Annotated in this window: 13 protein-coding genes; 2 read left to right on the top strand and 11 right to left on the bottom strand. The window is 69.8% G+C overall.

Features of this window, described 5'->3' with window-relative positions:
• Positions 1 to 19: 19 nt before the first annotated feature.
• The 3 genes from ACY48E_RS11550 to gatC all read right to left on the bottom strand — a co-directional run bounded on the left by ACY48E_RS11550 (position 20) and on the right by gatC (position 2,928).
• Positions 20 to 1,051: an ATP-dependent 6-phosphofructokinase gene (locus tag ACY48E_RS11550; protein ID WP_462872318.1), complete on the bottom strand. Its 1,032-nt coding sequence runs from the start codon at positions 1,049 to 1,051 to the stop codon at positions 20 to 22.
• Positions 1,052 to 1,147: 96 nt separating this feature from the next.
• A complete protein-coding gene (gene gatA / locus ACY48E_RS11545) occupies positions 1,148 to 2,632 on the bottom strand; it encodes an Asp-tRNA(Asn)/Glu-tRNA(Gln) amidotransferase subunit GatA (protein ID WP_462872317.1) in 1,485 nt (494 codons plus the stop codon).
• On the bottom strand, positions 2,629 to 2,928 hold the full coding sequence (gene gatC, locus ACY48E_RS11540) for an Asp-tRNA(Asn)/Glu-tRNA(Gln) amidotransferase subunit GatC (RefSeq protein WP_462872465.1): 300 nt from the start codon (positions 2,926 to 2,928) through the stop codon (positions 2,629 to 2,631). Before gatC ends, gatA begins: the two co-directional genes overlap by 4 nt.
• 74 nt (positions 2,929 to 3,002) lie before the next feature.
• Between gatC and ACY48E_RS11535 the strand changes: the two genes are divergently transcribed.
• The gene (locus tag ACY48E_RS11535) at positions 3,003 to 3,653 is read left to right on the top strand and encodes an ACT domain-containing protein (protein WP_462872316.1); all 651 of its coding nucleotides are present in this window, start codon (positions 3,003 to 3,005) and stop codon (positions 3,651 to 3,653) included.
• Between the two features lie 19 nt (positions 3,654 to 3,672).
• Here ACY48E_RS11535 and ligA read toward each other — a convergent pair whose 3' ends face one another.
• The 8 genes from ligA to ACY48E_RS11495 all read right to left on the bottom strand — a co-directional run bounded on the left by ligA (position 3,673) and on the right by ACY48E_RS11495 (position 12,921).
• The gene (gene ligA, locus ACY48E_RS11530; RefSeq protein WP_462872315.1) at positions 3,673 to 5,796 is read right to left on the bottom strand and encodes an NAD-dependent DNA ligase LigA; all 2,124 of its coding nucleotides are present in this window, start codon (positions 5,794 to 5,796) and stop codon (positions 3,673 to 3,675) included.
• Positions 5,797 to 5,851: 55 nt separating this feature from the next.
• Positions 5,852 to 6,871, bottom strand: coding sequence for a uroporphyrinogen decarboxylase/cobalamine-independent methonine synthase family protein (locus tag ACY48E_RS11525; protein ID WP_462872314.1), 1,020 nt, complete (start codon positions 6,869 to 6,871; stop codon positions 5,852 to 5,854).
• Entirely contained in the window at positions 6,868 to 7,965 is a 1,098-nt protein-coding gene (mnmA, locus tag ACY48E_RS11520) for a tRNA 2-thiouridine(34) synthase MnmA (RefSeq protein ID WP_462872464.1), read from the bottom strand. The genes ACY48E_RS11525 and mnmA overlap by 4 nt, the downstream gene beginning before the upstream one ends.
• 5 nt (positions 7,966 to 7,970) lie before the next feature.
• A complete protein-coding gene (locus ACY48E_RS11515; RefSeq protein ID WP_462872313.1) occupies positions 7,971 to 9,158 on the bottom strand; it encodes a cysteine desulfurase family protein in 1,188 nt (395 codons plus the stop codon).
• A 32-nt stretch (positions 9,159 to 9,190) separates the two neighbouring features.
• Positions 9,191 to 10,093 (bottom strand): lysophospholipid acyltransferase family protein, encoded by a 903-nt coding sequence (locus tag ACY48E_RS11510; protein WP_462872312.1) that lies wholly within the window; start codon positions 10,091 to 10,093, stop codon positions 9,191 to 9,193.
• Complete coding sequence (locus tag ACY48E_RS11505; RefSeq protein ID WP_462872311.1) at positions 10,090 to 10,950, bottom strand: GNAT family N-acetyltransferase; 861 nt, start codon at positions 10,948 to 10,950, stop codon at positions 10,090 to 10,092. Before ACY48E_RS11505 ends, ACY48E_RS11510 begins: the two co-directional genes overlap by 4 nt.
• A gap of 161 nt (positions 10,951 to 11,111) precedes the next feature.
• Positions 11,112 to 12,068 (bottom strand): electron transfer flavoprotein subunit alpha/FixB family protein, encoded by a 957-nt coding sequence (locus ACY48E_RS11500; protein ID WP_462872310.1) that lies wholly within the window; start codon positions 12,066 to 12,068, stop codon positions 11,112 to 11,114.
• A 52-nt stretch (positions 12,069 to 12,120) separates the two neighbouring features.
• Positions 12,121 to 12,921: an electron transfer flavoprotein subunit beta/FixA family protein gene (locus tag ACY48E_RS11495; protein ID WP_462872309.1), complete on the bottom strand. Its 801-nt coding sequence runs from the start codon at positions 12,919 to 12,921 to the stop codon at positions 12,121 to 12,123.
• A gap of 175 nt (positions 12,922 to 13,096) precedes the next feature.
• Between ACY48E_RS11495 and ACY48E_RS11490 the strand changes: the two genes are divergently transcribed.
• Positions 13,097 to 13,867, top strand: a complete 771-nt coding sequence (locus ACY48E_RS11490; protein ID WP_462872308.1) for a class I SAM-dependent methyltransferase — start codon at positions 13,097 to 13,099, stop codon at positions 13,865 to 13,867.

Raw genomic sequence — 13,867 nt, 5'->3', positions numbered from 1 at the left:
CAGCAGTTTACGAGTCCGCTCAGCCGAAGAACGCCGCAGCGTCGTCGTAGCGTGACTGCGGAACGCGCTTGAGCTGACGAGTGGCATCGGCGAGCTCGACCAGCTCGATGTCCTGGCCGCGTAGCGAGACCATCTTCCCGCGCTCGCCCGCATGGACGGCATCGGCTGCATTGACACCGAACCTGGTGGCCAGCACGCGGTCGTACGGGGTGGGCTTGCCGCCGCGCTGGACGTGCCCGAGCACGGTGGTACGCACCTCCTTCTTGATGCGACGCTCGATCTCTGCGCCGAGCTGCTGGGCGACGCCGGTGAAGCGGACGTGGCCGAACTCGTCGATACCCCCGTCGCGCAGCTCCATCGAACCCTCCTTCGGCATCGCGCCCTCGGCCACCACACAGATGAAGTGCGAGTCTCCTCGCTGGAACCGCTTCTTCACCAGGGCGCACACGTGATCGACGTCGAAGGGCTGCTCGGGAATGAGCGTCATGTGCGCACCCGACGCCAGACCCGAGTTCATCGCGATCCAGCCCGCGTGGCGACCCATCACCTCGACGAGCATCACCCGCTGGTGCGACTCGGCTGTGCTGTGCAGCCGATCGATCGCATCGGTGGCGATGGTCAGCGCGGTGTCGAATCCGAACGTGACATCCGTGCAGTCGATGTCGTTGTCGATGGTCTTCGGTACCCCGATCACCGGGACACCCTCCTCGGCCAGCCAGTGCGCCGCCGTGAGCGTGCCCTCGCCGCCGATAGGAATCAACGCCTCGATTCCGTTGTCGTCCAATGTCTGTCGAATCTGATCGAGTCCGGCGCGGAGCTTGTCCGGATTCACCCGCGCGGTGCCGAGCATCGTGCCACCCTTGGTGAGCAGTCGATCGTTGCGGTCGTCGTTGCGCAGCTGCACACGTCGATCCTCGAGCAGGCCGCGCCAGCCGTCGAGAAACCCGACCACCGACGAGCCGTACCGGGCGTCCGCAGTCCTCACCACCGCCCTGATGACGGCGTTGAGACCCGGGCAGTCGCCACCGCCGGTGAGTACTCCGATGCGCATGTCCGTGACACCTCTCGTCGACCGAGCCGCACCCAACCTGAGGGGCTCACCGACGACCATCTTGCTACCTCCCGAGCCGTCCCGCTCGAATGGCGATCACCGCGGGGCGGTGGGCAACTCCCCGCGGGCTCTCTCGAACGCCGCTCCGACGCGATAGAGGCGGTCGTCGGCGAGAGCGGGCGCCATGATCTGCAACCCGACGGGCAACCCGTCGTCCGACGCCGGTGTCGAGGGCACCGACATCGCGCAGTGCCCGGCGAGGTTGGTCGGCAGCGTGCACAGGTCGTAGAGGTACATCGCGATCGGGTCGTCGACCTTCTCACCGAGCGGGAACGCGGTCGACGGGGTGGTGGGCGAGACCAACACGTCCACCTTCTCGTACGCGGCGTCGAAGTCCCGGGCGATCAACGTGCGCACCTTCAGCGCCTGCCCGTAGTACGCGTCGTAATACCCGGCCGAGAGGGCGTACGTCCCGATCATGATGCGCCGCTTGACCTCCGGACCGAAGCCCGCGGCCCGCGTCATCGCCATCACCTGCTCGGCGCTTCGGCTGCCGTCGTCACCGACGCGCAGGCCGTACCGCATCGCGTCGAACCGTGCGAGGTTGCTCGACACTTCCGACGGCAGGATCAGGTAGTACGCGGCGAGGGCGTGCACGAAGTTCGGGCACGAGACCTCCACGACGTCCGCGCCCAACTCCGTCAGCGTGGCCACCGCCGCCTCGAACGAGGAGATCACGCCCGGCTGGTAGGCATCGGAGGCCAGTTCCGCGACCACCCCAACGCGTACACCGCGCAGATCGCCCTGCGCGCCCGCGAGCGCGGCGCCCACCACATCCGGGACGCGATGGTCGACCGACGTCGAGTCCCGCGGATCGTGACCGGCGATCACCGAGTGCAGCAGCGCCGTGTCGAGCACCGTGCGCGCGCACGGACCCCCCTGATCGAGCGACGACGCACACGCGATGAGCCCGTACCGCGACACCGTGCCGTAGGTGGGCTTGCACCCCACCGTGCCGGTGACCGCAGCCGGCTGCCGAATGGAACCGCCGGTGTCGGTACCCATGGCCAGCGGCGCCTGGAACGAGGCCAGGGCCGCAGCGCTCCCACCACCGGACCCACCCGGCACGCGGGTGGTGTCCCAGGGGTTCAACGTGGGACCGAACGCACTGTTCTCCGTGGACGATCCCATCGCGAACTCGTCCATGTTCGTCTTGCCGAGGAGAGGGATCCCCGCCGAGCGCAGGCGCGCGGTGACCGTGGCGTCGTACGGCGAGACCCAGTTCTCCAGGATCTTCGACCCCGCCGTGGTCGGCATGTCGGTGCTGGTGAAGACATCCTTGAGCGCCAGCGGGACACCGGCGAGCGGCGAAGCCGGGGAATCGCCCGCGGCCAGTGACGAGTCGACGGCCTCAGCGGCCGCGAGCGCCTGCTCGCCCGCCACGTGCAAAAACGCATGGTAGGTGCCGTCCACCTCGGCGATGCGGTCGAGGTGTGCGCGGGTGACCTCGACGGAGCTGGTCTCACCGGAGTGGATCAGGCTCGCCAGCTGCGCAGCGGTGGCACCGGTGAGGTCGCTCACGCGCCCTCCCCGAGGATCTGCGGGACAGCGAACCGGTCCTGCTCGGCCGCCGGGGCCGCAGCCAACGCGCCGTCGAGCGTCAGACCGGGCACCACCACGTCGGGTCGAGTGACGTTGGTGATCGAGTGCGGTGAAGCGGTGGGCTCGATGTCGTCGGCCGCCACCTCCGCCACGGTGCGCACGTGGGAGAGGATCGAATCGAGCTGGCCGGCGAACTCGTCCAGTTCGGTGTCCGAGAGCGCGAGGCGGGACAGTCGCGCGAGGTGGGCAACCTCGTCGCGGGAGATCGAAGGCACGTCGGTCATGGTGGCCAAGCCTAGTTCGGCCTCCCGGAGTGCCATCGACCGCCCGGAGTGCAAGGATCGCTGGCGTGTCGTACCTGCTTCGCGTTCACCTCCCCGACCGACCGGGCAGCCTCGGCGCCCTGGCCGTCGCACTGGGGTCGGTCGGCGCGGACATCATCTCCCTCGACGTGATCGAGCGCGGAGCCGGATTCGCCGTCGACGACCTCGTGGTCGACACCGCACCGGGCGCCCTGCCCGACACCCTCATCACCGCCGCCGAGAAGCTGCCCGACGTGCACGTGGACTCGCTGCGACCGTACTCGGGCATTCTGGACACCCACCGCGAACTCGAGCTCATCGACGCCGTGGCCACCGCCCCCACCGATCAGTTGCAGGTGCTCGTGGACGGCGCACCCCGCGTGCTGCGGGTGGGCTGGGCGACCGTGATCACCGTCGCCGAGGACGGCGCCCATCGGATCGTGGGCAGCTCGGGTGCACCGGAGACGGTGGCATCGGCACTGCCCTGGTTGCCGCTGGAGAAGCCCACGGTGCTCGACGAGACCGCGGACTGGGTGCCCGCCGTCTGGCAGGGACTGGGCACCACGCTCGCAGCAGCACCTCTCGGCGCGGGAGGGCCGGTACTCATGCTCGGCCGGGCCGGGGGCCCCGCGTTCCGGCCCTCGGAGGTCGCCCGCCTGGGCTACCTGGCCGGCATCGTCGCCACCGTTCTGTTCTAGTCCCCCGAACGCCGGGCCCCTAGGAATCGGTGACCCGGGCGTCGGAGGCCGGGTCGTCGGAGTTCGGGTCGTCGGAGTTCAGGTCGTCGGGCGCGAAGGCGGCCGGGCCCTCGGCGAGCAATCGACGGAAGCCATCCTCGTCGAGGACGGGCACACCGAGTTCGACGGCCTTGTCGTGTTTGCTGCCCGGCGACTCCCCGACCACGACGAACGCGGTCTTCTTCGACACCGATCCCGCTGCCTTGCCGCCGCGCACCAGGATGGCTTCCTTGGCCTCGTCTCGGCTGAAGCCCTGCAGCGACCCGGTGACCACGATCGACAGCCCCTCGAGGTTGCGCTCGATGCTCTCGTCGCGCTCGTCCGCCATGCTGACCCCGGCCGCGGCCCACTTGTCGACGATGGCGCGATGCCAGTCGAGGTCGAACCATTCGACGACGGCGGCGGCGATGGTGGGACCGACGCCGTCGGCGGCCGCCAGGTCCTCCTCCGTGGCCGCCCGAATGGCGTCGAGGCTGCCGAACCGGGCGGCGAGCGCGCGCGCGGCCGTGGGGCCGACGTGCCGGATCGACAGCGCCACGAGCACACGCCAGAGCGGCTGGTGCGTGGCCCGCTCGAGGTTGGCCAGCAACCGGGATCCGTTGGCGGACAGCCCACCCGCCTTGGTGGTGAACAGCTCGACCTGCTCGAGCTTCTCCGCGGTGAGGTCGAAGATGTCGCCCTCGTCCTCGATCGCCCCGGACGCCAGCAGGGCCGTCGCTGCCTCGTACCCGAGCACCTCGATGTCGAACGCTCCGCGACCGGCCACGTGGAACACCCGCTCGCGCAACTGCGCCGGGCACGAACGGGCGTTGGGGCAGCGGATGTCGACATCGCTCTCCTTCGCGGGCGCCAGTTCGGTGTCGCACTCTGGGCACCGGGTGGGCATCACGAACGCGCGTTCCTCGCCCGTGCGCGCCTCGACGACGGGACCGAGGACCTCCGGGATCACCTCCCCGGCCTTGCGGATCACCACGCGGTCGCCGATCAGAACCCCTTTCCGCTCGACCTCGGAGGCGTTGTGCAGGGTCGCCAGGCCGACCGTCGACCCGGCGACGAGAACGGGCTCCATGAATGCGAAGGGGGTGACCCGCCCGGTGCGGCCGACGTTGACCCGAATGTCGATCAGGGTGGTGATCGCCTCCTCCGGGGGGTACTTGTACGCGATGGCCCAGCGCGGAGCGCGCGAGGTGTTCCCGAGGCGGCGGTGCAGCGACATCTCGTCGACCTTGACCACGAGCCCGTCGATCTCGTGCTCGCAGTCGTGCCGGTGTTCGCCCCAGTACTGCACACGCTCGGCGACGGCATCGGCCCCCTGAACGCGACGGGTGTTGGGCGAGACCGGCAGACCCCATGCGGCCAGCGCGTCGTACGCCTGCGACTGGGCCGACGGGCCGAATCCCTCGGTGCGACCCAGGCCGTGACAGATCATCCCCAGCCGACGCTTGGCGGTGACGGCCGGATTCTTCTGCCGCAACGACCCTGCGGCCGAGTTCCGCGGGTTGGCGAAGGGTGCCTTGCCCTCGGCCACCAGCGAGGCGTTGAGCGCAGCGAAATCCTCGAGCCGGAAGAACACCTCGCCGCGCACCTCGAGCAGATCCGGCACCGGGAATTGCTCTGTGCCGACGAGGGTCTCGGGGATGTCGTCGATGGTGCGCGCGTTGAGGGTGACATCCTCGCCGGTGGTGCCGTCCCCGCGCGTGGCCGCCCGCACCAGCCGACCGCCCTCGTAGAGCAGGTTCAGGGCCACACCGTCGATCTTGACCTCGCACAGATAGTGCAGATCGGTGCCCGCCTCGGCCTCCACCCGGCTGATCCACGCGCGCAGCTCGTCGCCGTCGAAGACGTTGTCCAGGCTGAGCATGGGCTGCAGGTGCGCCGCGGGGGCGAAGTCGGTGGTGAACCCGCCGCCGACCATCTGGGTGGGCGATTCGGGTGTCCGTAGTTCCGGATAGGCGTCCTCGAGGGCGGACAGACGGCCGAGCAACGCGTCGAATTCACCGTCGGAGATCACGGGTGCATCGCGGACGTAGTAGCGGAACTGGTGGCCGCGTATCTCCTCCGCGAGCGCCTGCCACAGTTCCCGATCCTCCGCAGGGACAGTCATGTCCGCAGCGTATCGGAGGGCCACGACACGCCTCGGACGGTGACGAGACGGGTCCCTAGAGCGAGCCGGGGTCCTCGTCGAATGCCCGACGGACCTGATCGAGCACCCTCGTCGATTGCCGCGCCCACGACGCGGAAGCGCCGGCCAGCCCACACGCGGGTGCAACGGCGACACGATCGCGCAGCATCGTGCGCGCGAACCCCAGACGATCGATCAACCGCGCTGCGGCACCCGCACTCTCGCGCCACGACGGTGTACGCGGCGGATCGGTGGCGGGTAGGAGGCCGAGCACCAGATCGGCCCCGCGCTCGAGGAGTTCACCGATCGCGTCGTACCGGTGTTCGCTCACACGGGACAGGTCGAACGCCACCGCGGCCACCGCGGTGCGGGTGAGTACCTCGAAGGGCACCTCGTCGGCGCAGCAGTGCACCACCACGGGCCGTCCCACGCGCTCTATCAGCGTGTCGATTCCCGTGGCGACGTCGGGCGCCGGAACGGCTCGCACGCGCTCGAGTGCGGTGGTGTCGACGATCGACCCGCCCAGCACGGCGCCGAGCGACGGCTCGTCGATCTGCACGATCACCGAGGTCCCCAGTCGGCGAGCCACCTCGTCGGCGTGCGCGGCAACACCCTCGGCAAGGGACTCGATCACATCGCGCAGTGCCCCACGGTCGGTCGACACGCGGTGGCCGTTGGCGAACTGCAGAGCGGACGCAAGGGTGAACGGCCCGCAGCTCTGCACCTTGACGGGTCGACCGCTCCCCCGCAGTCCCGAGGTCTCCCACAGCTCCTCGAGCACGTCGAGGTCGCGCGCGAGGTGATCGGCGGCCGCCCGCCCGGCTCGCGAGCGACCGGATCCGATGCGGTAGCCCGTGGTGGAGGTGTCGATCTCGATGTCGACCAGCAAGGCACCGGCGCGGCCCAGAAGGTCGGCCCCGAGACCGCGCGCGGGGAGTTCGACGATGTGCGGAAGTGTGGTCAGCTCACCGAGTACGGTTGCCGTCGCCTCCCGGACGTCGGTACCGGGCCAGGACCCCATGCCGGTGGCGGTCCCGGCAATCGCGGGATCGCTCACGCAGCGCCGCTGGTTCCGGAGATCGTGGCACTTCCCAGCACGATGTCGCCGCCGGGATCGGGGCGGTAGAGCACAGCGGCCTGTCCGCGGGCGACACCGGTGAGCGGCTGCCGCAGTGTGACGAGCAGTTCGGCGGCGTCGCCCTCCCCGACGAGATGTGCGACCGCGTCGGCTGCTGCGCCGTGGGCCCGCACCTGCACCACGCATTCGATCGGCCCGGTCGGCGCGACCCCGCACGTCCACACCGGCGACGACCCGGAGATGGAGAACACGGCAAGGCGCTCGGCCGGCCCCACCCGCACGATGCCGGTCTCGGGCTCGATGGACGTGACGTACCGCGGGCGGCCGTCCGGCGCCGGTCCGGCCACGCCGAGACCCTTACGCTGGCCGATGGTGAACCCGTGCACGCCGTCGTGCGTGGCCAGCACCGCGCCACTGTCGGCGTCGACCACGGACCCGGGGCGCACGCCGATACGTGCACCCAGGAATGCCCGGGTGTCTCCGGAGGGGATGAAGCAGATGTCGTGGCTGTCGGGCTTGTCGGCCACGGCGAGACCACGATCGGCGGCTTCCGCGCGGATGGCCGGCTTGGCGGTGTCGCCCACCGGGAACATCGCGCGCGAGAGCTGGTGGGTGTTCAGCACACCGAGCACGTACGACTGGTCCTTGTCGGCGTCGACGGCCCGGCGCAGCACACCGCCGTCGAGGCGGGCGTAGTGCCCGGTGACGACGGCATCGAACCCCAGCGCCGCGGCCCGGTCGGCCAACGCCGCGAACTTGATCTTCTCGTTGCACCGCAGACACGGGTTGGGCGTGGTACCCGCGGCGTAGGACGCGACGAAGTCGTCGATCACGTCCTCCTTGAAGCGATCGGCGAAGTCCCAGACGTAGAACGGGATTCCGAGAACGTCGGCGGCGCGACGGGCGTCGCCGGCATCCTCCTTCGAGCAGCATCCGCGCGAACCCGTCCGCAGGGTTCCGGGGGCAGCGGAGAGCGCGAGGTGTACCCCGATCACCTCGTGGCCGGCATCGACGGCTCGTGCCGCCGCGACTGCCGAGTCGACCCCACCGCTCATCGCGGCCAGCACGCGCATCGCGCTCACACCCCCACTCGGCCGACACCGGCAAGACCGGCGGCGCGGGCGCGGCCCAGGACACCGGGCAGGGCGGCGAGAACGTGATCGACGTCCGCCTCCGTGGAGGTGTGGCCCAGCGAGAACCGCAGGGAGCCCCGCGAGATCGCCGGATCTGCTCCCAGAGCACAGAGCACGTGGCTCGCTCGCGCGACGCCCGCGGTGCACGCCGATCCGGTCGAGCACTCCACCCCGGCCACGTCCAGCAACATCAGCAACGAGTCGCCCTCACAGCCCGGAAAGGTCACGTGCACATTGCCGGGCAGTCGACGAGCGCCGAGCGCACCGTTGATCACCGCTGTCGGGTCGAGCTCGGCGATTCCGGCGATCAGCCTCTCGCGCAAGCCCGTCAGCATCGCGGCGGTGCGGCTTCGCTGGGCCACCGCCACCCTCAGGGCGGCGGCCATCCCGACGGCCGCGGCGGTGTCCGGTGTCCCGGACCGTACGTCGCGTTCCTGGCCACCGCCGTGCAGCAACGGCTCGCACGCGGTGGTTCGCGAGAGAAGCAACGCACCTGCGCCCTGCGGGCCACCGAACTTGTGAGCGGCGATCGAGAGCGCGGACAGCCCGCTGGCACCGAAGTCGACATCGAGTACACCGATCGCCTGAACGGCGTCGCTGTGCACGGGAACGCCGAACTCCGCTCCCAGCGCGGCGATCTCGCCGATGTCCATGATGGTGCCGACCTCGTTGTTCGCCCACATCACGGTGATCAGGGCAACGTCGTCCGCGCCGGATTCGAGCTCGGCCCGCACCGTCGCCGGGAGCACGGTCCCGTCGGGTTCGACGGGCAGCCACGTCACCGATGCGCCCTCGTGGTCGACCAACCACTGCACGGCGTCGAGCACCGCATGGTGCTCGACCGAACTTGCCAGCACCCGACGGCGCCGCCGGTCCTCGGCTCGACGAGCCCAGAAGATCCCCTTCACCGCGAGGTTGTCGCTCTCGGTGCCCCCGGAGGTGAAGATCACCTCCGACGGTGTCGCGCCCAGGTCCGCAGCGACGGACTCACGCGACTCCTCGACCCGCCGACGCGCCGCGCGCCCGGATTCGTGCAGGGAGGAGGCGTTGCCCACCGTGGCGAACACACTGGTCATCGCCTCGATGGCGGCAGGGAGCATCGGGGTGGTGGCGGCGTGATCAAGGTAGGGCATGGCCGGTCAAGGATAGCCGGTCACCCGAGGCGTCAGGCGGCGGCGACCCGGCGACGTTCGGGTTCGACGACGGTCACCGGATGCGGCAGCAGGACGCGGCCGTGGATGGCTCGGTCGCACTGCGCCGCCAGTTTCCGCCGGTCGGTCGAGACGGTGGCGGGAGCCGCGATGCGGACGGTGACCCGCAGCCCGGACATCCGCACGATCCGTGAGATGGACGAGCCGATCCCCTCGTCTCCCACGAACGCCGTCGCGGTGGTTCGCCGGCCGGCGGCGTCGGAGTAGGTGATCTCGAGAGGCTGCACGGATGCGCCGGCGTCGATGGCGGCTTGGAACAGCGCCGGCCGGAACGTTCCGTAGGCCCGCCCGCACCACGTGGTGCCCTCGGGGAACACCACGACGGTGCTACCTCTGCGCAGCAGGTCCGCGACCTCGTCGACGGTGCCCGGCAGGCCACGCAGTGATCCACGCTCGATCGGGACGACCCGAACCAGCCGCGACACGATCCCGAGGACGGGCCAGTCGAGCAGATCCGCACGCGCGACGAATCGGGCCGGGTACAGGGCCGAGAGCACCACGATGTCGGTCCACGAGACGTGGTTGGCCACCACGAGGGTGCCCCTCGGCGCTCCCCCATCGCGTTCCGAACCGGTGCGGTCGGAAGCAGAAGCATCGGAAGCAGGGGCGTCGGCGCGATCGACGGCGAGGCGAATCCCCACCGCGCGCAGCAGCGCTCGCGCCGCACCGGTCACCACCGTTAGCCGCGCAGCCGACGGCAGCATCCGGGCGGCGACCATCACCGGGAACGCGCAGAGCACCACGACGATCGCCACCGCGCGCAGCAGCACAGCCCACGGCCGAACGCGCGCGACATTCGAGGGCAGGCAACTCCTCCCGCAGGCGCTGGTCGGCATCCAGGCGTGTGCGGTACTCATCGGGCGCTCGCGGTCTCGGCGGGAGTGGCCGCCGGGTGCTCGAACGCGGCGGCCGCCGCGCGCAACCGGTCCAGGTAGCGCACGTTCGCCTCGGCCATGGTCAGGACCGCGACGAAGTCCGCCACACCGAAGTCGAGATCCATCGCCGGTTCACTGCACAGGCGTGCACCGATCCGCAGGTATCCGCGCAGCAGGGGCGGGACCGTGGGGCGTGCCGGGGCCGCGATGTCGGCGAGCGGGGTGCCGCCCAGCACCACGGGTGTGTACGGCACCACCGCCTCGGGGTAGGCGTACCGACCGCTCGAGACCATCGACTGCACTCCGCGTACGTGCGCCCCCGGCTGGTGCCCGTCACCGCTGTCGAGCGGGACCGACACACAACCCATGACGGTGTCGTGGCCCGTCAGATCCAGGTAGCGCAAGATGCCCGACCACATCAGACCCAGCACCGTGCCCGAGCGGTGCTCCTCCCGCACACAGGCCCGGCCCATCTCGACCACGCGCCGCGAGCGCGGGTTGAGTGCGGAGATGTCGAACTCGGTCGCCGTGTAGTACCCGCCGGCTCGATCAGCGCCCTCGGGTGTCATCATCCGGTAGCACCCGACCACGTCACCGGTGCCCTCGTGACGAACGAGCAGGTGGTCGCAGTGCTCGTCGAAGCGATCGGCGTCGAGCCCGTCGGCGCCGTCGGGGAGGCGGAAACCCGGCTCGGAGCCGAACACCTCGGCACGCAGACGCTGCGCGGCCAGGCGGTGCTCGGCGTCGGAGGAGACGAGCAGGGAGTAGCGGGGCATGGAGTCCGCGGCAGGTGTTGCTCGGTCGAGGGTCCGGCTGGATGTGATCACAGGTGTGCTCATGGCCTGATGTCTATCGAGCCTCGACGGCGGCCCGGCATCGACCGCGTTGCGTGTCGGTGCAGGTCCGGTGAACGCCCGTGAACACCGGCCGACGCTAACAATCCCGCCACCGCGGTTGCGGTGACGGGATTGCTCGTCGATCGGGTGTTGCGGCCTGCGAATCAGCCCTTGCGCTTGGCGACTGCCTCGGTCAGCTGCGGCGCCACGTCGAACAGGTCGCCCACGACGCCGTAGTCGGCGATCTCGAAGATCGGTGCCTCTTCGTCCTTGTTGACCGCGACGATGGTCTTCGAGGTCTGCATACCGGCACGGTGCTGGATCGCGCCGGAGATCCCGAGGGCCACGTAGAGCTGCGGCGAGACGGTCTTGCCGGTCTGGCCGACCTGGAACTGGCCCGGGTAGTAGCCGGAGTCGACCGCAGCGCGCGAGGCGCCGACGGCGGCACCGAGCGAATCGGCGAGGGCCTCGACGACGCTGAACTTGTCGGCACTGCCGACGCCGCGTCCACCGGAGACCACAACCGATGCCTCGGTGAGCTCCGGGCGATCGCCGCCCACGATCGGGTCCTTCGAGGTGATCTTGACGACCGCCTCCTCCTGCGCGGGCACCTCGACGTCGACGCGCTCGCCGGCACCGGCCGCCGGGACGGCCTCGATGGCACCGGGGCGGACCGTGATCACCGGGGTCGCGCCGTTGGCCTTGGCCTCGACGATGTACGCCCCGCCGAAGATCGAGTAGGTGGCGCTGCCGTCGGCGTTGACGCCCACGACGTCCGAGTGCAGGCCGGAGCCGATGCGAGCGGCGAGACGACCCGCCACCTCCTTGCCCTCGATGGTCGCGGCGGCGACCACGGCGACGGGCTGGACCGACTCGACCAGCGACGCCAACACGTCGACCTTGGGGGTGATCAGGAAACCGGTGATGTCGTCGGACTCGGCGACGTAGATCTTGGCCGCGCCGGCCTCGGCCAGAGCGCCGGCCAACTGATCGGTGGTGCCGGGGGCACCGGTGACCACTGCCGACGGCTCACCGAGCTCGCGGGCGGCGGTGAGCAGCTCGGTGCTGACCTTCTTGAGGGCACCGTCGGAGTGCTCGACGAGCACGAGTACCTCTGCCATGGATGTTTCTCCTCGAATCGAAAGTTCGTGTGGTGGGTGCGGTGACCGCAGGTCAGATGATCTTCTGGCCGACGAGGAACTCGGCGATCCTGGTGCCGCCCTCACCCTCGTCGGTGACACGCTCGCCGGCGCTCTTCGGGGGCTTCGGGGTGGACGAGGTGACGGTGGTACCCGCGTTGGCGGCACCCACGGTCTCGGGATCGACGCCGATGTCCGCGAGCGTGAGCACGTCGACGGTCTTCTTCTTCGCGGCCATGATGCCCTTGAAGGACGGGAAACGCGGCTCGTTGATCTTCTCGGTCACCGACACGATGGCAGGCAGCGACGCCTCCAGACCGAACACACCCTCGTCGGTCTCACGCTCACCGGAAATGGTGCCGTCCGAGAGGACCAGCTTGCGCATCTGGGTCAGCTGCGGCAGGCCGAGGTACTCGGCGATGATGGCCGGAACGGCACCCGTGCGGCCGTCGGTGGCCTCGTTGCCGGCGATGACGAGGTCTGCGGCTTCACCGTTCTCGAACGTGATCTGACCCAGGGCAGCGGCGAGAGCCCAGCCGGTCTGGATGGCGTCGGAGCCGTGCAGCGCGGGGTCGTTGATGTGCACTGCGCTGTCGCAGCCCATGGAGAGCGCCTTGCGAATGGCGTCGGTGGCGCGGTCGGGACCGGCCGAGAGCACCTTCACCTCACCGCCGTCGCGCTCCTTGATCAGCAGCGCCTCCTCGACGGCGCGCTCGTTGATCTCGTCGAGCACCGCATCGGCGGCATCACGATCGAGCGTGAAGTCCCCGTCGGTGAGCTTGCGCTCGGACCACGTGTCGGGAACCTGCTTGATCAGAACGACAATGTTTGTCATGGGTCTCGTCGACCTCCTGTGTCTTCTCGTGTGTCCTCGGGTCATCCACCTGGTGATGCCTGTGATGTGGAGGTTACCCCATTTGTAGTTACTCATCGGTAACTTACGCGTGTCGGGGCCGAAAGTCGAGACCCTGCATCGTCTCGGGCCGCGCGCGGGCACTAACCTCGCCCCGATGACGGACGTCAACGCCCACGCGCCCGAGAACCTGCCGCTGACCGGCGAGCGCACCGTGCCCGGCGTCGCGGAGGAGAACTACTGGTTCCGTCGTCACGAGGTGGTCTATCGACAACTACTCCACCGCTGCGACGACGCAGTGGTGCTCGAGGCGGGCTCGGGCGAGGGCTACGGAGCGGATCTGATCGCCACCCGTGCCCGCCGCGTCGTCGGGCTGGACTACGACCTCTCCGCCGCCCGGCACGTGGCCACCAAGTACCCGGCCGTGACGATGGTGCGCGGCAACCTCGCCGCACTGCCGCTGACCGATGAGTCCGTCGACGTCGTCGTCAACTTCCAGGTGATCGAGCATCTGTGGGATCAGGAGCACTTCCTGCGGGAATGCGCGCGGGTGCTGCGCCCGGGCGGAGAACTACTGATCAGTACCCCCAACCGCATCACCTTCTCCCCCGGTCGCGACACCCCACTGAACCCGTTCCACACCCGCGAACTCTCCGGCGAAGAATTGCGAGAACTTCTGCAGGACAACGGATTCGACGTCACCTCGCTGCTCGGGGTCCATCACGGACCGGCTCTGCGCACCCTGGACGAGCGGTACGGCGGATCCTTCATCGATGCGCAGATCGACCGCGCCGTGGCCGGCCTCCCGTGGCCGCCCGCCCTCCTGACCGACGTCGCCGGGGTGCGAGTGGAGGACTTCGAGCTCGATCCCTCGCCCGACACCCTCGACGCGAGCCTGGATCTGGTCGCGATAGCCGTGCGAGCCTGA

The organism is Rhodococcus sp. AZ1, assembly GCF_054979605.1.
Note: the sequence above shows the minus strand (reverse complement) of the source record. Positions and strands in the feature narration are given on the sequence as shown.